The organism is SAR202 cluster bacterium (assembly GCA_016872355.1).
Lineage (GTDB): Bacteria > Chloroflexota > Dehalococcoidia > Lucifugimonadales > VGZY01 > VGZY01.
On record VGZY01000007.1, the window covers coordinates 1 to 19,067 of the forward strand.

The 19,067-nt window shown below is 62.9% G+C and carries 17 protein-coding genes; 16 read left to right on the top strand and 1 reads right to left on the bottom strand.

Going from position 1 to position 19,067, the window contains the following annotated elements:
* Positions 1-283: 283 nt before the first annotated feature.
* The 6 genes from FJ319_02825 to FJ319_02850 all read left to right on the top strand — a co-directional run bounded on the left by FJ319_02825 (position 284) and on the right by FJ319_02850 (position 6,720).
* A complete protein-coding gene (locus FJ319_02825) occupies positions 284-1,345 on the top strand; it encodes a polyprenyl synthetase family protein (protein ID MBM3933227.1) in 1,062 nt (353 codons plus the stop codon).
* A 15-nt stretch (positions 1,346-1,360) separates the two neighbouring features.
* Positions 1,361-2,386 carry an adenosyl-hopene transferase HpnH gene (hpnH, locus tag FJ319_02830; GenBank protein MBM3933228.1) on the top strand — a complete coding sequence of 342 codons (1,026 nt, stop codon included), beginning with the start codon at positions 1,361-1,363 and terminating at the stop codon, positions 2,384-2,386.
* Entirely contained in the window at positions 2,373-3,176 is an 804-nt protein-coding gene (locus tag FJ319_02835) for a hypothetical protein (GenBank protein ID MBM3933229.1), read from the top strand. The genes hpnH and FJ319_02835 overlap by 14 nt, the downstream gene beginning before the upstream one ends.
* Before the next feature lie 8 nt (positions 3,177-3,184).
* Entirely contained in the window at positions 3,185-5,182 is a 1,998-nt protein-coding gene (shc, locus tag FJ319_02840) for a squalene--hopene cyclase (GenBank protein MBM3933230.1), read from the top strand.
* 153 nt (positions 5,183-5,335) lie between these two features.
* Positions 5,336-5,833 (top strand): YjbQ family protein, encoded by a 498-nt coding sequence (locus FJ319_02845; GenBank protein MBM3933231.1) that lies wholly within the window; start codon positions 5,336-5,338, stop codon positions 5,831-5,833.
* Positions 5,834-5,850: 17 nt separating this feature from the next.
* Positions 5,851-6,720 (top strand): phytoene/squalene synthase family protein, encoded by an 870-nt coding sequence (locus FJ319_02850; protein MBM3933232.1) that lies wholly within the window; start codon positions 5,851-5,853, stop codon positions 6,718-6,720.
* A 12-nt stretch (positions 6,721-6,732) separates the two neighbouring features.
* Here FJ319_02850 and FJ319_02855 read toward each other — a convergent pair whose 3' ends face one another.
* On the bottom strand, positions 6,733-8,145 hold the full coding sequence (locus FJ319_02855; GenBank protein MBM3933233.1) for a hypothetical protein: 1,413 nt from the start codon (positions 8,143-8,145) through the stop codon (positions 6,733-6,735).
* A gap of 153 nt (positions 8,146-8,298) precedes the next feature.
* Here FJ319_02855 and FJ319_02860 point away from each other — a divergent pair, with 153 nt between their 5' ends.
* The 10 genes from FJ319_02860 to sufD all read left to right on the top strand — a co-directional run bounded on the left by FJ319_02860 (position 8,299) and on the right by sufD (position 19,042).
* On the top strand, positions 8,299-9,321 hold the full coding sequence (locus FJ319_02860; GenBank protein MBM3933234.1) for a hydroxyacid dehydrogenase: 1,023 nt from the start codon (positions 8,299-8,301) through the stop codon (positions 9,319-9,321).
* Positions 9,306-10,826 carry a hypothetical protein gene (locus FJ319_02865; GenBank protein MBM3933235.1) on the top strand — a complete coding sequence of 507 codons (1,521 nt, stop codon included), beginning with the start codon at positions 9,306-9,308 and terminating at the stop codon, positions 10,824-10,826. Before FJ319_02860 ends, FJ319_02865 begins: the two co-directional genes overlap by 16 nt.
* Positions 10,823-11,482: a class II aldolase/adducin family protein gene (locus tag FJ319_02870; GenBank protein MBM3933236.1), complete on the top strand. Its 660-nt coding sequence runs from the start codon at positions 10,823-10,825 to the stop codon at positions 11,480-11,482. The genes FJ319_02865 and FJ319_02870 overlap by 4 nt, the downstream gene beginning before the upstream one ends.
* 47 nt (positions 11,483-11,529) lie before the next feature.
* Positions 11,530-11,865, top strand: a complete 336-nt coding sequence (locus FJ319_02875) for a hypothetical protein (protein MBM3933237.1) — start codon at positions 11,530-11,532, stop codon at positions 11,863-11,865.
* On the top strand, positions 11,858-12,817 hold the full coding sequence (locus FJ319_02880; GenBank protein ID MBM3933238.1) for an NAD-dependent epimerase/dehydratase family protein: 960 nt from the start codon (positions 11,858-11,860) through the stop codon (positions 12,815-12,817). Before FJ319_02875 ends, FJ319_02880 begins: the two co-directional genes overlap by 8 nt.
* A gap of 94 nt (positions 12,818-12,911) precedes the next feature.
* Entirely contained in the window at positions 12,912-13,982 is a 1,071-nt protein-coding gene (locus FJ319_02885; protein MBM3933239.1) for an MtaA/CmuA family methyltransferase, read from the top strand.
* Positions 13,983-14,135: 153 nt separating this feature from the next.
* Positions 14,136-15,041, top strand: coding sequence for a nucleoside hydrolase (locus FJ319_02890; protein ID MBM3933240.1), 906 nt, complete (start codon positions 14,136-14,138; stop codon positions 15,039-15,041).
* A 143-nt stretch (positions 15,042-15,184) separates the two neighbouring features.
* Complete coding sequence (gene sufB / locus FJ319_02895; GenBank protein MBM3933241.1) at positions 15,185-16,633, top strand: Fe-S cluster assembly protein SufB; 1,449 nt, start codon at positions 15,185-15,187, stop codon at positions 16,631-16,633.
* A 267-nt stretch (positions 16,634-16,900) separates the two neighbouring features.
* A complete protein-coding gene (sufC, locus tag FJ319_02900) occupies positions 16,901-17,662 on the top strand; it encodes a Fe-S cluster assembly ATPase SufC (GenBank protein ID MBM3933242.1) in 762 nt (253 codons plus the stop codon).
* A 51-nt stretch (positions 17,663-17,713) separates the two neighbouring features.
* Positions 17,714-19,042, top strand: coding sequence for a Fe-S cluster assembly protein SufD (gene sufD, locus FJ319_02905; GenBank protein ID MBM3933243.1), 1,329 nt, complete (start codon positions 17,714-17,716; stop codon positions 19,040-19,042).
* Positions 19,043-19,067: the final 25 nt, after the last annotated feature.

Consider the following 19,067-nt stretch of genomic DNA (forward strand, 5'->3'; position numbering starts at 1 on the left):
ACGCCCCTCCAGAACAAGGTTCAGTATCTGTGCTCTCTTCGCTTCTCGCTCGGTCAAATGTAGTCCTCTCATGGACTGACATATTCACTGAGCAGTTACCTACTGACAATATCACTGAGCAAAGACAGCTGATCCCCTTCATATTGACACCCCTATACCCCGATGCTACGATTTGGCTTCCAAGCCGGTGCGGCCTTGCGCCCTATCCCAGAACCCCGGTGGCGGCACATTGACGCTCGACTCCACGACAGCTTTCCGACTGCAGTAAGGGAAGTCATCAAGCATGGCCAACCCTTCTGTTGATGCCGCCCGGCGCTTCGATACCCTCCCTTCCATCTTCCAGCGGTACCGGTCCCCCCTGAGGGCAGCCCTGCGCCGCAGCCTCGCCTCTGACACCCTGCCCGTCTATCGCATGCTGCGCTACTCCATGGGCTGGAACGACGCGGACGGAAAGCCGATCAACGCTACCGAAGGCAAGGCCCTGCGCCCTACCCTCTGCCTGTTTGGGTGCGAGGCGACCGGCGGCACGATTGAGCGCGGGATGCCCGCGGCCGTGGCGCTGGAGCTAATCCACCACTTCTCGCTCATCCACGACGACATCCAGGACCGCGACGAGACGCGTCACCACCGCCCTACCCTTTGGGCCATGTGGGGCATTCCGGTCGCGCTGGTGGCCGGCAACACGATGCGCGTGGTGGCGGACCGGACACTGTGGCAGCTTGTGGGCAACGGCGTTCCGCACAGGGCCGCGCTCCAGGTGGCGGCGCTGCTCACAGAAGCGTACCTGCAGATGATCGAGGGGCAGTACCTGGACCTCGCATACGAGGGCCAGCCGGACATCAGCCTGGACGACTACCTGGGCATGATCTCCCGCAAGACCGGCGCGCTGATCCGATGCTCCCTTCATGTAGGAGCGGTCCTTGGAGCGCAGGACGACACGACGGCGGCGGCGTTCCGGGAGTGCGGCCGGTCGCTCGGCTACGTCTTCCAGATTCGGGACGACGTGCTCGGCATCTGGGGCGACGAGAAGCTGACCGGCAAGCCCGTGGGCGCGGATATCCGTCGCAAGAAGAACTCCCTGCCGATCGTCTATGCCATGTCCCGGGCCAGGGGCGCGGAAAAGGAAGAGCTCATGCGCATCTACAAGAAGGAATCCCCTGACTCTTCGGACGTAGATTCCGTGCTTGGCATCATGGCGCGGCTGAAGACGCAGGAGTACGCCCAGAGCCTCGCGGCTGAGAACTGCGAGCGCGCACTGGGCCACATCCGCGATGTGGCGCTTGCGCCGGGCTTCGACAGCGATATAAACGAGGTCGCGCGCTTTCTCCTTGTTAGAGAACGTTAAGAGGAGCACAGGCAAATGGGAAGACCGCTCGAGCTTGCGGTCCGCGTCGGAATGTACATCGGCAAGAACAAGATCACCCGCAGGAAACGCTTCCCGCTGGTGACGATGCTCGAGCCGCTGGAGAAGTGCAACCTCGCGTGCGAAGGCTGCGGCCGCATCCGCGAGTACGAACCGGTCATCGACAAGATGCTCTCCGTGGGCCAGTGCCTCAAAGCCGTGGAGGAGTCCGGCGCGCCGGTGGTCTCGATCGCCGGCGGCGAGCCCACGCTCCACCCGCAGATTCACGAGATCGTGAACCGCATCACCGCGCAGAAGCGGTTCGTGTACCTCTGCACCAACGCGCTGCTGATGGAGCGCGTGATGAAGAACATCCCGCCATCGAAGTACTTCTGCTTCGTCGTCCACCTGGACGGCATGGAGGCCGCGCACGACCGCTCCGTGTACCGCAAGGGCGTGTGGAAGATCGCCACGCGCGGCATCAAGGTGGCGCTGGAAAGCGGGTACCGGGTGACGACGAACACGACCGTCTTCAACGGGTGCGACGAGAACGACCTGCTCGAGATGTTCAAGATGCTCACGGACATGGGCATCGAAGGTTGCATGGTATCCCCCGGCTACAAGTACGACTCCGTGCCCAACCAGGAGCTCTTCATCTCCCGCCAGAACGCCCGCAAGGTGTTCAAGAACGTCCTCGACCCCAAGCGAAAGCTCAGGTTCTACAATAACCCGCTCTACCTGGACTTCCTGCGCGGCAAGCGCGAGTACCAGTGCACTGCCTGGTCCAACCCCACCTACACGACGCTCGGTTGGCGGGAGCCGTGCTACCTGCTCGCCGACCGGCACACGCAAAAGGTCAGCGATCTTTACGACGACAAGGTATGGGCGAAGTACGGCGTGGGCCAGGACCCGCGGTGCGCCAACTGCATGATGCACTGCGGCTTCGAGTCGGCGTCGATCTTCTCGGCCATCAACAACCCCGTCGCCGCGCTCAAGATGGTGAAAGGCGGCGCGGTCCAGAACAGCGGAATTGGTGCGGGGTAAGTTCGTGACGGCAACTGGAAACTCTCCTCTAGCAATTGTGGCGGCGGTGGCTGAAGAGGTGAAGCCGTTCCTGAGAAGCGGCCGGTTCAGGCTGTCTGAACGGCGAGGTAGCATGAGGCTCTACCGGTCGCGGAAGGACCCCAATGTGGCGGTACTGTTAGGCGGCATCGGGAAAGCCTGTGCAGAGGCCGCGGCGGCGTACGCAATAGATGAGCTGCGCCCGGCCGCCATCGTCTCCGCCGGGTTCGCCGGCGGCGTGAAGGACGGACTGCGCGTGGGCGACGTTTTTACTTCGGCGAACGCATGGGTGGCCGACGGCGACCAGGAGCACTGGACAGAGGGCAAGCACGCGCCCGTGAGCGTCGCCACGCTTGCCATCGCGGGTATAAGGAATGGGGACTGCCTGACAGTACCGCAGGTGGTCAAGGAGCCGGCAGCGAAGCGCCGGGCAGGCGTCATCTTCCCTGTTGCGGTGGCGGAAATGGAGGCATACTGGGTCGCGAAGGCTGCAGCGGGGGCTGGAATTCCGTGCGCCGTGCTCAAAGTAGTCCTCGACCCCCTTGACGCGCCGTTGCCGCCGGTGGTCTCCCGCCTTGCGGCGGCGCGGACAATAACGGCGCGCGCGGCGGCGCTCGGGTCCATCGCTGCAGCGCCGGCACAGGCGCAAGCCCTGGCCCGGCTCACCCGACAGGCGTCCGCAGCAGGCAGTCGATTGTCCGAGGCGCTGGCGGAGCTCTCCTCCGCCGGGGTCTCCGCGTTCAGTGCATCCAGGGCCAGCGTGAAGCTGTGACGATAGACATACGGGACAGGGACGAGACGGCCAGCCGCGTCACATCCCTGGACGCCACAATTGAGAGGACCCAGACGCACCTGCTCGGACTGCAATACCCGGAAGGGTACTGGTGGGGAGAGCTGGAGTCCAACGCCACCATCGAGGCCGAGTACATCATGCTGATGCACTTCCTCGGAGTGGCGGACTGGGACCGCGTGCAACGTCTGGCGCGCCACATCCTCAAGAGCCAGCGCCCTGACGGCACGTGGGGCCAGTTCTACGGGGCGCCAGGGGACCTGAGCACGTCCGCTGAGTGCTACTTCGCTCTCAAGCTGGCGGGCTACTCAGCAGACATGCCGGAGATGCGCCGGGCGCGGAGCTTCATCCTCTCCAAGGGCGGCATCCCACAGACGCGCGTGTTCACGAAGATATGGCTGGCGCTGTTCGGCCAGTGGGAATGGCGCGGCGTGCCCGTCCCGCCTCCCGAGCTGATCATGCTTCCGAAATGGTTCCCACTGAACATTTACGACTTTGCAAGCTGGGCCAGGGCAACGGTTGTGCCCATGCTGATACTGCTAAACAGGAAGCCCGTCCGGCCGGTGCCCGGCTCGGCCGCGGTGGACGACCTGTATCCACTGCCGCGCGCGAAGACCGACTTCTCGGTGCGGAAGCCCGCGCGGCCTCTTGGATGGGCCTCGTTCTTCTACACGGCAGATTCCGCCCTGAGGCTGATCGAGAAGCTCCCGTGGAAGCCTGCGAGGGCACAGTCGCTTCGAAAGGCGGAGCAGTGGGTGCTTGAGCACCAGGAAGCCGATGGTAGCTGGGGTGGCATCCAGCCGCCGTGGGTGTATTCGCTCATGGCCCTTTCCAGCCTTGGGTATCCGTCTGACCACCCCGTTATTGCCAGGGGGATGAAGGGTTTCGAGAGCTTCGCGGTGGAGGAAGGCGACACCATGCGTCTCCAGGCCTGTATATCCCCGCTCTGGGACACCGGGCTGGCGATGGTTGCCCTGCTTGATTCCGGGCTGGCGCCGGACGATCCCGCCCTCGTGAAGGCCGCGGACTGGCTGATAGACAAACAGATACAGAGCGGCGGCGACTGGCAGGTCAGAGCACCAGGCGTAGCGCCAGGCGGCTGGTCGTTCGAGTTCCACAATCGCAGGTACCCGGACCTGGATGACACAACTGAAATAGTGATGGCGCTCGAGCGGGTTGCAATGAAGGACAACACGCGCAAGCGCGAAGCGGTGGACCGCGCTGTCCACTGGACGCTGGGAATGCAGAGCCGCAACGGGGGCTGGGGAGCCTTCGACAAGGACAACACGAAGCGGTTTATCGCCCGAATACCGTTCGCTGACTTCGGCGAGACGATAGACCCTCCCAGCGTGGATGTTACGGCGCACGTCATCGAAATGATGGGTATCCTGGGTCACGATGTATCCCATCCCGCCGTCAGCAAGGCCATGAAATACGTCATGGCTGACCAGGAGAGCGACGGGCCGTGGTTCGGCAGGTGGGGCGTAAACTACATCTACGGCACCGCCGCGGTACTGCCGGCGCTGGCGGCGCTGGGCCTGCCGATGGGCACTCCGCAAGTGCGCCGGGCGGTGGACTGGCTCGAAGGCTGCCAGAACCCGGACGGCGGGTGGGGAGAGAGCTGCGCGTCTTACGTGGATCCCGCATTCCGTGGCAAGGGCCCCAGTACGGCATCGCAGACCGCCTGGGCGCTGATCGCCCTTGTGGCGGCGGGCGAGGCCCGCGGCGAGGCAGCACGGCGAGGGGCGGAGTACCTGGCTCGGACGCAGACGGCTGACGGCTCCTGGGACGAGCCGTACTTCACCGGCGCCGGCTTTCCCGGCTACGGTATTGGACAGCGGCTGGACCATTACCCTGCACCCGGAGAGCCCGGCTACCAGGGAGTTGAGCTCCCCTCAGGGTTCATGATCAACTACCACCTGTACAGGAGCTATTGGCCGCTCATGGCCCTCGGCCGGTACCGTCGCGCAGGTCCGCCTGTGGTGTGACCTGCGCGCGCACCATTCCAAAAACGGACTAAACATGTTAAAACATATTGGGTGCGTGCAATGGATACGTGATTCTAGTCACAAGGCAAACACTCCCCCCGCCAACTACGATATAATCTATTAGTTTCGAGGCACACCTCCTCGATACTTCGCATGACGGAAACAAGAGAGGTTCGACAAATGAAGGTGAGCGAGGCGTCTTTCAAGACTTGCCTTACCAAGCTGTACGTGGAGTCTACGACCGCCCCCGAGTTTATTGACATCACCGACCGCGTGGCGGAATTCGTTAAGAGCTCCCGCATACAGAATGGCTTCGCTCTTGTCTTTTCCCGGCACACCACAGCCGCCATCACCATCCAGGAGAACGAGCCTCTCCTGCTGATCGATATGGCCAGCGCGCTTGAGCGGTTCTCGCCCAAAAACACGCACTATCGCCACAACGACTTCTCGGTACGCACCGTTCACATGCACGAGGACGAGTGCCCCAACGGCCATTCCCATTGTCAGCACCTGGTGCTCGGCAGCAGCGAGAACATCCCCGTCGTGGACGGCACCATGGCGCTGGGACAGTGGCAGCGCATCTTCATGGTTGAGCTCGACGACGAGAAGGGCACGGACCGCGAGATTCTCGTCCAGGTAATGGGCGTATAGCGTCCGCTGCAAACCGCATGGCTGCGACTGAGCTTGACCTGGCCTACGACCATTGCCGTCGGATGACACGGACCCAGGCCAAGAACTTCTACTACGCGTTCCGCACCCTTCCCCTTCCGAAGCGGCAGGCCATTTATGCCGTGTACGCGTTCTGCCGCCTGTGCGACGACATCGCGGACGAGCCCAACTCCATTGAAGAAAAGCGCCGGCTCCTGGCCGGCGTCCGCTCCAGCCTCCAGGCCATGTCCTCCGTACAGACGGGCGACCGCGTCTTCGCTGCCCTCTCTCACGCCGCCACAGAGTTCGGGATACCCGTCGAGTACCTGGAGGAGGTGGTGGAAGGCGTCGAGATGGACCTCACCAGGAGCCGTTACCAGACCTTCGACGATCTGTGGACGTACTGCTACAAGGTGGCCTCGGTAGCGGGGTTGATCTCGATAGAGATCTTCGGCTACACGGGCGAGGAAGCCCGTCAGCGGGCCATCGACCTCGGAATAGCTATGCAGCTCACGAATATCCTTCGCGACCTGAAAGAGGATGCGGCCCGCGACCGCATCTACATCCCACAGGACGAGCTTGCAGGCGCAGGCTACAGCGAGGCCGAGCTAAAACGCGGCGTGATGAATGCGGGTTACCGCCGCCTGATGTCGATGCAGGTGGTCCGGGCGCGCGAATACTTCGCGAAGGGGCGCGACCTGCTACCGATGGTATCGGCGAGGTCACGGGCGTGCCCAGAGATGCTCTCCGAGGTATACACACGGATTCTCGACAGGATTGAGGCGTCAGGCTACGACGTCTTCTCACGCCGGATAGGCCTCAGCAAGCCGGAAAAGCTGGCGATGACCGTGAAACTCTGGGCCGCCAGCTACCTGCCGGGACGGCGCTAGACGCCAGCCGGCCTACCGCTTGATCTCCACCTTCAGAACGAAAGCATCCATGTCGCGGTCCTGCTTTGATGGCTGACCAGGAAGCACGCCGGTGGTGCGGCCCACCATGTAGACGTTGCCCGCGGCGTCAGCGACGACATCTTCGCCCTGGTCGTCCGAGCTGCTGCCCGTCTGGTTGGTCCAGAGGTCGCCGCCGCTGGAAGAGTAGGCCTTCGCGAACGCATCGATATTGCCCTGGTGCTTGCCGCCGGGGATACCGCCTTCCGAGACGCCCGTCACCACCACGTTCCCATTGCCGTCCACCGAAATGCCGCGGGCCTCATCGATAACGTCCGAGCCGTCCATCTTCGTCCATAGGGGTGTGCCGTCAGGCCCGTACTTCCTCACAAAGATATCGCTCTCGCCCTCGTTCTTGGATAGGCCGGGAAGCACTCCGGAGGTGCTGCCCCCCGCGTAGAGGTTGCCGGCGCTGTCCACCGCCAGTGCGGCGATCTTCTCGTTGGGCTGTGTGCCCTGACCTGTGCTGGCGAGCTGCTCCGTCCACAACTCCGCGCCCGATGCGTCATAGGCGCGGACTACGGCGTCCCGCCCGCCTCCCCGTGTCTGGCCCGGAAGCTGCCCTTCTGTATATCCGGCTACGTACACCGTGCCGTTAGGCCCTACAGCTACATCCAGCCCCTCGTTCTGGCGCTGGTCGCCGAACTGCTTCGACCACACCTCGGCGCCGGTCGAGTCGAACTTCACCAGGAAGATGTCGTTCCATGCCGTCAGGCCTCCCACACTCGGGCCGCCGGCGTTCGTGTGGCCGGGAAGGCTGCCTTCACTTGAGCCGACAACATAAACATTGCCCTGGGCATCCACTGCTACGCCGTTGGCGACGTCGGTCGGCGGGGTGCCGAACTGCTTCGTCCAGAGAGAATTGCCCTCCGCATCGAAGGCTGCCAGAAATGCGTCCGAGCCGACGCCTTGCGATTGCTGGCCGGGGAGAGTTCCGAAGGTCTGTCCCACCACGTAGATCGTGCCGCCGGCAGCCACCGCAACATCGAGCGCGATGTCGTTGCCGGGCGAGCCGAACTGTTTCGTCCATCGGGCGGTCCCATTGGGAGCGTAGGAACGGAGGAAAGCGTCCACCTGCCCGGCCGAGGTCGTACCTGCAATATCGCCCTCCGTGGATCCTACGACAAACAGGTTGCCGGCGGAGTCCGCAGCTACGCCGTATGCGGCATCGTCGAAGCGCGTGCCGAACTGCGTTGTCCACCGTCCAGGGCTGGCTGTCGAGCCTGTCGGCGCTGTTGTCCCATTGGAAGTCGCCGGGGGGTTGTTGCCGCTATCGCTCCCACCACCGCCGCCACACGCGGCGACGGCCAGCGAGGCCGCGGAGAATATCCCGAGAGAAGCGAGAAGCAGGCGGCAAGTGTTATTCAAAGAATGGCACCTTGAAGCATTGGAATCCCTGTGAAATTAGTCACAGCACTGATGAACCATACTAAGGTGACGCCATACAAAGGTCAAGTTTCGGCGTGACAGGGCCAACTGCGGTTTTGTACCATACACAGCGTTCCGAATGTATCTTCACGGATGGTCAATTCTGCCATGGTCACTTCAGCCGGCAAGCCGCGAGCGCTGGTGCTCGCGCCGTTCAGTCGCGTTTCCCTGGAAAGGCTCAAGGACGTGGCAGAGGTAACATATGAGAGCTGGCTGGACACGCGGGCCATCCAGGACCCGGAGGCCCTTGGACGCAGGCTGGCAGATGAGAATGCATCGTTGCTGATAATCGAGTCCGACTTCGTATTCGAGGAGACCCTCCATCTGGCGCCGTGCCTGCGGTTCATTGGCCTATGCAGGGGCTCCCTGCACCACCACATCGACATCGAAGCGGCGACCCGCGCAGGGGTTCTGGTAGTGAATACCCCCGGCAGAAATGCGCAGGCGGTGGCGGAGCACGCTATGGCGTTGATGTTCGCGCTTGCCCGCAGAGTACCCCAGTCGGACAGGTATGTTAAGGGTGGGGAATGGCGCGACCCCGCCGGGGCCTACGCTTCCCTCCGCGGCGTTGAGCTGGCAGGCGCAACGCTCGGCATTATCGGCCTTGGCGCAATCGGCAAGCGCCTGGCCACGATGGCCTTGGCCATCGGAATGCGCACCGTCGCGCACGACCCATATGTGAAGGATGCGCCCGGGAATGTCGAGCTTTTGTCGCTGGACGAGGTGCTGAAGAGGGCCGACTTTATATCCATCCACGTCCCCGGAACGCCGCCAACCGAAGGACTGATTGATGACCGGCGACTGGCCCTGATGAAGCCGACAGCCTACCTGGTCAACCTGTCTGACGCCGGTGTCGTGAGCCTTTGGGGGCTTGTGGAGGCCCTGCGCGGCAATCGCATCGCCGGAGCGGCGATGGACGTGTTCGAGACCCATCCCATCGCCCCTGACAGCCCGCTGCTCAGCCTGGACAACGTGGTCCTGACGCCTCACATAGGCGGCGCTACTGGGGAGACCATTGAGCGGCACAGCGAGATGGTTGTGAGCGACATCGTCCGATTCCTGGCAGGCAAGAGGCCAGTGAACCTGGTGAACCCCGAGGTGTGGAAGAGACTGTGAGCGGCAAGAAGTACATAGCTGTGATTGACGCGGGGACGTCTTCAGTAAGAGCGTCGGTGTTGGACCAGAGCGGGAAGACGGTCTCCGAGCGCGCCTGTCCATGGAGGCACCTCGAACTCCCGGACGCTCCTCCCACGACGCGCGAGTTCGACTCCGCGGGCGTGTGGAAGGACGTACGCGCCATTCTGGGCGGGGCGCTGCAGGAGGCCGGCGCGGGTCCGGACGAGGTCGCCGCCGTGACCGTCACCGGCCAGCGGCAGGGTGTGGTGTTTCTGGCGAATGACGGCACAGAAATCTACGCAGGGCCGAACACGGACCTGCGCGCGATTTTCGAAGGGCTGGCAATCGACCATTCGATGGGCGAAAGGGTGTACCAGACCACCGGGCACTACCCCTCTTTCATGATGGCCCCCGCCAAGCTCCACTGGTTCCGCCAGAGCCGCCCGGAGGTCTATGGTAGAATAGCCACCGTTCTGACGCTGGCAGACTGGCTGGTCTGGAAGCTCTCCGGCGTCCGCGCCAGCGAGGCATCGCTCGCAAGCGAGGCCGGCCTCCTGCACGTTCACTGGAGGTCCTGGTGCGAGAAACTCCTGCATGACCTGCGCGTGGTCTGCAACAGCCATATCCCTGTACTGGAGTCAGGCACGATTGCCGGTGGGGTTACTGCAGAGGCTGCTGAGGCCACCGGACTGGCCGAAGGGACGCCGGTGGCTGTGGCCGCCGCGGACAGCCAGTGCGGGCTGATCGGAATGGGCGTCATCGAGCCGGGGCACGCCGGCGTGGTCGCCGGTTGGAGCGCCGCCGTCCAGATGGTGACCGACAGGCCGGTACTGAACCCATCGGAGAAGACGTGGGCAGGCTGCTTCCCATTGCCGGATAGGTGGGTGTGCGAAAACCCGGCGGGCGACACGGGTAACTCCTACGCCTGGCTGGCGGACCTTGCCTGGCGCGGGCGCGGCGACCCCTACAAAGAGATGGAAGAGGCTGCCCGGCAGGCGCCCGCAGGTGCGAACGGTACGCTGGCCTATCTCGGAATAGCCCGGATGGACATGACCCGCCTCGGTATGCGTCAAGGAGGCATCCTCTTCCCTACCCCGCTCACGTACGCAGAGGCCGGGTCCGGCGCAATCGCCCGGGCGGCCATAGAGTCTTCGGTCTACACCGTGGCGTCCAGCCTCTACAAAGCTGAGGCTGTGACTGGCCGGAAGGCGCGGAGCGTATCTGCCGGAGGCGGCATGACGCTGACGGCGCTCTGGAGCGAGACGCTGGCGAACGTGCTTGGGAGGCCGCTCAAGACCGCTGGCGCGCGCAGGGTGAGCGCATACGGCGCGTACCTTTGCGCAGCCAAGGCCGTTGGATGGATCGGCGACTGGCAGGAGGCGGCAGAAAAGGCAAGGTCCGGCATGGCGACAATAGTTCCGGATGCCCTGTCGGCCGCCGAGTACGCAGACCACTACAAGCGCTGGGTGGAAGTAGATGAGCACCTGCAGGGGCTGATGAAATGACCGAAACCCGCGCGGCCAGGGCCGCCATAGTCGAGACCGCCCTCCGCATGGCGGAACTCGGCCTCACCAGCGGCTCCTCCGGAAACATCAGCGTCAGGCTGCCCTCCGCCGGCGGGCGTGATCTGATGGCAGTGACGCCGAAGGGAGTGCGATACCGGGGCATGACGCCGGACGACATCCCGGTGGTAGACTTCGAGCTGGAGCCGGTGGAGGGCGAGCGGACGCCGTCCTCGGAGTCGCTCATGCACGTGGCGATCTACAGGGCGCGGCCGGACGTGCAGGCGGTGGTCCACACTCACGCGGTGCACTCCAGCGTATTCGCTGTCACCGGCGACGAGATACCGCCGGTGCTCGACGAGGTGGTCGTGTACCTGGGCGGCCCCATAAAGGTGTCCGACTACGGTTTCCCCGGCACGCAGGAGCTGGCGGACAACATGGTCCGCGCGCTGGGAGAGCGGAACGCCGCGATCATCCGAAATCACGGCGCCGTTGGCGTGGGCAGGAGCCTGAAGGACGCGCTGGACGCATGCGTCCTGACCGAACGAGTGGCGCAGGTGGTAATCTACGCGGCGATGATCGGCAAGGCAAGTCCGCTCCCGCCGGACGTGGTGGAAAAGGAAATGGCGATATTCCGGATGAAGCAAAGGGGAAGGTAAAGAGCCATATGGTTGCGGTGCCGCCGTTTCTACTTCGCCGCCTTTATGTGAAGGGCAGCCTTCGGAACTCCGACGGCGGCTTCGAGTTTCAGCTCAGGAATACGCTCGGCTCGGGGTACGCGCACAGGATGCTGCCGCTCTCTGTGGACGGCTACCCGCTGCCGATGGAGGCGACATTCTTCTATACCTCAGACGAGCGCGAGGTTGAGTTCTCGAACGTCTCAGAGCAGAATACGTTCACTCTCGGGATGAACAAGACGATTCAAATATGGGTAGATATGGTCACGCTTCCTCCCGGTCCTCACAAGATTGAAATGGGCTTCGAGGTGCCGGCGCTGGGGGCGATGAAGTTCGACTTCACGGACATAGTAGCGAATGAGTGAGCCCGCACGGCGGATCGCCGTAACCGGCGCCGCCGGCTACATAGGCAACGAGTTAGTTAAGCGCCTGGCGTCAACGCCGGGGGTTGACCGCGTGCTCGCCATAGACATCCGCCCTATGCAGGACGCGGTCCCGGAGTGCGTCGACTTTGCTCAGCAGGACATTGCGAAGCCGTTCGACCACCTCCTCTCTGCCAACGCCATCGATACCGTCGTGCACCTTGCCTACATCCTCCGCCCGGGGCACAATCGCGCTGCTATCCGCAAGATCAACGTGGGCGGCACCGCCAACCTTCTGACTGCGTGCGCCAACGCGAAAGTCAAAAAGATCGTATACCTCAGCAGTACGAGTGTTTATGGGGCGCACCCCGACAACCCCGAGCTGCTCACGGAGGACGCGCCCACCAGGCCGGTGCGCGGCTTCCAGTACAGCGAGAACAAGGCGCAGGCCGAACAGCTCATTCTCGCCTACTCGAAGCGTCGGCCGGGGGTGGTGACCACGGTGCTTCGGGCTTGCCCGGTCATGGGACCCGGCGCGGACAACTTCATCGCCCGCGCATTCCTTAAGCCCTTCCTGGTCGCCGCGGGCAAGGCGGACCCGCCCATGCAGCTGCTGCACGAAGCTGACCTCTCCTCAGTGCTCGCCCGGAGCCTCGCTGCCGACTCTCCAGGTGTGTACAACGTCGCGGGCGAGGGGACTATCCGCTGGCCTGAGATGGCGGCGATGCTCAAGCGAAAGGTCTTCCATCTGCCGCCGGGCATCCTATACCCCGCCACTGACCTGCTCTGGTCGCTACGCATGCAGAACGAATCCCCGGCATGCGGCCTGGACTTCATCCGATATCGCTGGACTGCCGATACGGAGAAAGTGAAACGAGAAATGGGCATAACGTTCAAGCACACCTCGCGCGAGGCTTGGCAGGCCTTCGCCCGCCGCCGCGCCGGCCCGCCGTAACCGCCGGCCATATTTCTTCCGGCGCAACGATTCGTCGTATAATACCTGTTGCTGTTCATTGCCCTATTTGGAGCGAGCCAAGGAGGACTCAAAGATGGCTTTCAAAGAGACGATGAAGCCCCGCGAGCGCGTTCATAACGCGCTCAATGGACTGCCTGTAGACCGGCCGCCGGTTTCCAACCCCACGAGCGTCCTCACCGTCGAGCTGATGGATCTCGTCGGCGCATCGTTCCCGAAAGCCCTCCGCGACCCGGATGACAACGCGGCCCTTGCCGCTACCGGCCACACAGAGCTGGGCTTCGACTCCGTATACGCCTGCCCTACCCTGGTGATCGAGTCGTCCGCCCTTGGATGCGAGATCCAGTGGGAGCAGAAGGACAACTGGCCCACAGTCCGCATGACGAACCCGATCTGGAAGGGACCGGACGAGATCAAGATCCCGTCCAACTTCATGGAGCACCGGGACATCAAGGCGATCAACAAGTCCATCGAGATCCTCAAGCGGGATCTCGGCGACGAGGTGGCTGTCTTCGGCAAGGTGACCGGCCCGTGGACGATGGGCTACCACGTCTACGGCGTGCAGAACTTCCTCATGATGAGCATTGACGACGAGGTCAAGACCAAGAAGTCGCTCGAGAAGCTCAAGGAGATCTGCATCATGTTCGGTGAGTCGCAGATCGCGGCGGGGGCGGATGCGCTCACCTTCTCCGACCATCCCACCGGAGACCTTGTCAGCGGCGACTGGTATATGAAATACCTGCAGGAGCTGCACACCGAGATGGTGGAGCGGCTGGACGTGCCGCTGATCCTGCACATCTGCGGCCGCACGGTGGACCGCATGGACTACATCGCCCAGACCGGCATGGCAGCGTTCCACTTCGACTCCAAGAACGACCCAAAGGAGTCGATGGACATTATGAAGAAGCGCGTGCGGCTGGTCGGCAACCTGAACACTCCCGTGACCATCTACTCCAAGGGTCCGGACGACGTGAAGGCCGAGGTCTTCAAGGCGCTGGACGCCGGCGTGGAGATGATCGCGCCCGAGGGCGCGGTGCCCCTACGAACCAGGCTCGAGAACATCCTCGCCATACCCGCCGCGGTGAAGGAGTGGTGCGAGACCAATGACTTCGGCGGCAACGGCACTTCCGAGGCGAACCGGAACTGACCTTCGCGCACCGATAGATTGCGACCGGGGGACAGGCCAGACCTGTCCCCCGGTCGTTTTGCGGAGGCGAGACGGCAGTGTCACATTGTTCGGAAGCAGAGCGGGACAGAGCTTGAGTAGACTGGCGGCGAAACGGCCCGGACGCGAACGATAATGCAACGAATTCAGATTGATACCGACCCCGGAACGGACGATGCCCTCGCCCTGATGATGGCGTTTAACTCGCCGGAGGTCAGGGTGGAGGGCATCACTACAGTTGGGGGCAATGCCAGCCTGGCGCGCACCACCCGTAACGCCCTGCGCCTTCTGGAGTACATCGGCGTCCATAATGTGCCGGTCGCGCGCGGCGCTGCGCGGCCCTTGAACGGCAGATTTAGCTATGGCTATGACGTTCACGGCGGCACAGGGCTAACTGTCAGGATGCCGGTGCCGAAATCCCTCCCCATGGCGGCGCGCGCCCCGGAATTCATAGCCCATCTCGGCTACGCGCTACGAGGAGAGATGGTCATCGTCGCCCTCGGCCCGCTCACAAACGTCGCACTTGCTCTAAAGGGCGAGCCCAGCCTGGTCAAATGGGTCAAGCAGATCATCGTCATGGGGGGCGCTTTCAACTGCCCGGGCAACACCACCCCGCACGCGGAGTTCAACGTGTTCAACGATCCCGAAGCGACGGACCTCGTCCTTAACAGCGGCGTTCCGGTGCGAATGGTGGGAATCGACGTCTGCAGGCAGGTGTACATCACTGGCCTGGAGAACGTGTGGTACTTCGGCGAGTCCCGGAGCGCGCACCTGGCCAACAAGATCCTCAGCGGCTACTTCGCTACACACCCTTCCAGGAGTCGATTCCACCTCTACGATCCGCTTGCCATGGCCGCAGCCATCCAGCCTGACCTGTTCACCTTCAAGAATGCCATCATTCGGGTCGAGACGGCGGACAGCGAGTACCGTGGCCGCACGACCGCGACCCTTGACCAGGAGAGCGTCGTCCATCTTGCAGTGGGCGTCGATGCGCCGCGAGCGTCAAAGCTGATTAGCGAACGTCTCGCAGCCGGTCCGTAGCCGGAACTTCCCTTGACCATCAGATTCAAATCGCGCTAGAATCAGTTGTTGACCAATTTAATCCACAAATCCCTGGCCGGGCTTTGCCCGCCGGGCACGAGAGGCGTAAGCCAGTGACGACACCGACCACGACACCAAAAGTAATATCGCGCACAAGTGAGCTCCAATCTGACTACAAGTGGGGCTTCTTCACAGACATCCCGTCCGACTTTGCTCCCAAGGGCATAAACGAGGACATCGTCCGCCTTATCTCCGGCAAGAAGAATGAGCCCGAGTTCATGCTGGAATGGCGGCTCAAGGCGTTCCGCCACTGGATAAAGCAGGACTACAGGGAGCCTCGCTGGGCGAAGGTGGAGTTTCCGCCGATCGACTACCAGGACATCTACTACTACGCTGCTCCGGCATCCCACAACGAAAAGCCGAAGAGCATGGACGATGTCGATCCCGAGCTGCTGAAGACGTTCGAGAAGCTGGGCGTGCCCATGCGCGAGCGCGAAAAGCTGGCGGGTGTCTCCACAGGCGTGGCCGTTGACGCGGTGTTCGACAGCGTGTCTGTCGGCACCACGTACCAGAAGGCTCTTGAGAAGCACGGCGTCATCTTCTGCTCCATGAGCGAGGCAGTGCAGAACCACCCGGAGCTGGTCAAGAAGTACCTTGGCTCCGTCGCCCCCTATTCCGACAACTTCTTTGCTTCGCTTAACTCCGCGGTCTTCTCGGATGGGTCGTTCGTGTACGTCCCCAAGGGCGTGCGCTGCCCTATGGAGCTCATGACGTACTTCCGCATCAACGCGGCCAACACAGGCCAGTTTGAGCGGACGCTGATCGTCGCGGACGAAGGCTCGTACGTGAGCTACCTTGAGGGTTGCACCGCGCCGATGAGAAAGTCGCACCAGCTCCACGCCGCAGTCGTCGAGCTAATCGCTCTCGACGGCGCTGAGATCAAGTACTCTACCCTCCAGAACTGGTACCCAGGCGACAGGGAGGGCAAGGGCGGCGTCTACAACTTCGTCACCAAGCGCGGCAAGGCGTTCAAAAACTCGAAGATCTCCTGGACACAGGTCGAAACCGGCTCGGCGATCACCTGGAAGTACCCCAGCGTGATCCTGCAGGGCGACAACTCTCAGGGCGAGTTCTATTCGGTAGCGCTTGTGAACAACAAGCAGCAGGCCGACACCGGTACGAAGATGATCCACATCGGCAAGAACACCAAGAGCACGATCGTCGCCAAGGGCATCTCTGCGGGCCAGGGCCAGAGCACCTACCGCAGCCTCGTCCAGATACTGCCGACGGCGGACAACGCTACGAATTTCACGCAGTGCGACTCCCTGCTCGTGGGCGACAAGTGCGGCGCTCACACGGTGCCGTACATCGAGGTGCGCAACCCCACGGCGCGGATGGAGCACGAGGCGTCCACGTCCAAGGTCAGCGACGACCAGCTCTTCTACTGCAACCAGCGCGGCATCGACGGCGAAGAGGCTCACTACCTCATCATCAACGGCTTCTGCCGCGGCATCTTCCAGGAGCTCCCATTCGAGTTCGCGATGGAGGCGCAGCAGCTGCTGCGCGTGAGTCTGGAAGGTACGGTGGGATAGGCGGGGGATTGCGTAGCCCGCCCCGATTCCATCGGGGCCTGTATTGGTCGCGCGCGCCACCCGTCAACAACCCAGGCCCCGATGGAATCGGGGCAGGCTACAGGAAACGAACCGGCAGCATCAATTCATGAAATGTTCCAGTCACCAATCGTCGCGGCACGCGGCGCCACTGACGTGGCGGCCGGCCGCGGACACATCGCGTGAATACAATCCAAACGGCGGCGTACAGTTCAAGCGCTGCCGCCGCCACAGGAGCGATCAGAAACAATGCTTGAGATACGGACTCTTCACGTATCCGTTGAAGATACAAAGATCCTGAAGGGCGTCAACCTCACGGTGAAGGCCGGAGAGGTGCACGCCATCATGGGGCCGAACGGCAGCGGCAAAAGCACGCTGACGAACGTCATCGCCGGAAGGCCGGAGTACACGGTCACGGACGGCGAGATCACCTACAACGGCAAGAACCTGCTGGAGATGCCGCCGGACCAGCGCGCCCGCGAGGGTGTGTTCCTGGCGTTCCAGTACCCCGTGGAGCTTCCGGGCGTCCGCAACCGCCAGTTCGTGAAGGCGGCGCTGGACGCCAAGCGCAAGCACCAGGGACTGCCCGAGCTGAGCGCGCGCGACTTCGACAAGGTCTGGAAGGACACCGTCGCTAAGGTCGGAATTAACCCGGAGCTGGTCAAGCGCAACGTCAACGAGGGCTTCTCCGGTGGCGAGAAGAAGCGCAACGAGATGCTCCAGATGGCCATCCTCGAGCCGGCCCTCGCCCTGCTGGACGAGACCGACTCCGGCCTGGACATCGACGCGCTGAAAGCCGTGGCGGACAACGTGAACGCAAGCCGCCGCCCGGACCGCGCGATCCTGCTCGTTACGCACTACCAGCGCCTGCTGAACTACATCGAGCCCGACTTCGTCCACGTGCTCATGGACGGCCGCATCGTCATGGAAGGCGGCAAGGAGCTGGCCAAGCAGCTGGAGTCCAAGGGCTACGACTGGGTAAGAGAACAGGTAGCCACAGGCAAAGCATAGCCCTTGTTCCTCTCCCTCAGGCAAGATAACTAACAACGATACGGCATAACAATGACCCAAACTCTCGAAAAATACGACAAGTACAGGGCCGACTTCGCGGTCTTTGAGCGGGCGCTGCCCTCAAACGGCGCATCGAAGCTGGGCGAGCTGCGCAAGCACGCCTTCGCGCGCTTCACTGAGCTCGGCTTCCCGACCGCCACGCGCGGCAACGAGAAGTGGCGCTTCACTAACATCGGCCCGCTCGCGGCCGCCACCTTCGTTTACCCGCAGGCCGCCCCCAGGGTGACCGCGAAGCAGCTCGCATCCGTCGCCACTTACGCGGCCAAAGGGCTTCGCATGGTCTTCATCAACGGCAAGTTCTCGGCGGGCCTCTCCGACCTTTCGAGCGCGACCGGCGACCTGACGATCAAGAATCTTGCCGACGCGGCGCATGACAACGGCAAGGCCGTCGATAGCGTCCTCGGTTCGCTGGCCCCGGTGGAGCACAACGGCTTCACGGCGATAAACACCGCGTTCGTCCGCGACGGCGCATTCATCCAGATCAAGCCGGACACAGAGGTCAAGGAGCCGCTAAACCTCGTGTTCCTGTCCACGGCGGGGCCGGAGGCGTTCGTCGCCTACCCGCGCGTGCTGGTCATTGCCGGGAGGCACAGCAAGATCACGGTTATCGAGAGCTACGTGAGCCTCGGCGACGGCACGTACTTCACCAACGGCGTCGGAGAGTTCGTCGCCGAGGACGGCGCGAAAATCGACCACTACCGGTTCCTGCAGGAGAGCGAGAACGCCTACCACATCGGCAACACCGCCGTCCGGCTTGAGCGCGACAGCACATTCAAGTCGACGTCCATCGCCCGCGGCGCGCGCATCGCCCGCAACGAGGTCCACCTCCTGCACAACGCCCCCGGCAGCGCCAGCGCGCTCTATGGGCTCTATGCCACCAACGGCGCGCAGCAAATCGACAACCACATCAACATCGACCACGCCGTCCCGCACACTACCAGCGATATCTTCTTCAAAGGCATCCTGGACGGCAACTCAAGGGCCGTGTTCAGCGGCGGCGTGCTCGTCCGCAAGGACGCTCAAAAGACAATAGCAACGCAGTCGGACAAGAACCTGATCCTGTCGAGCGGCGCGCGCATCAACACCAAGCCCAGCCTGGAGATATTCGCGGACGACGTGAAGTGCGCGCACGGCGCTACCGCCGGCGCAGTGGCGGAGGACATCCTCTTCTACGCTCAGAGTCGCGGCCTGGACAGGGAAACGGCGCAGAAGATACTCATCTACGGCTTTTCCAGCGAGATCATCCAGAAGATAGAGCCGGAGGCCTTCCGCCGCCACGTAGACGCCATTTTCTCAGGCGGCATGGAGCTGCACGAGTAGCAGTAAGTCGTCGGCAGTCAGCAGT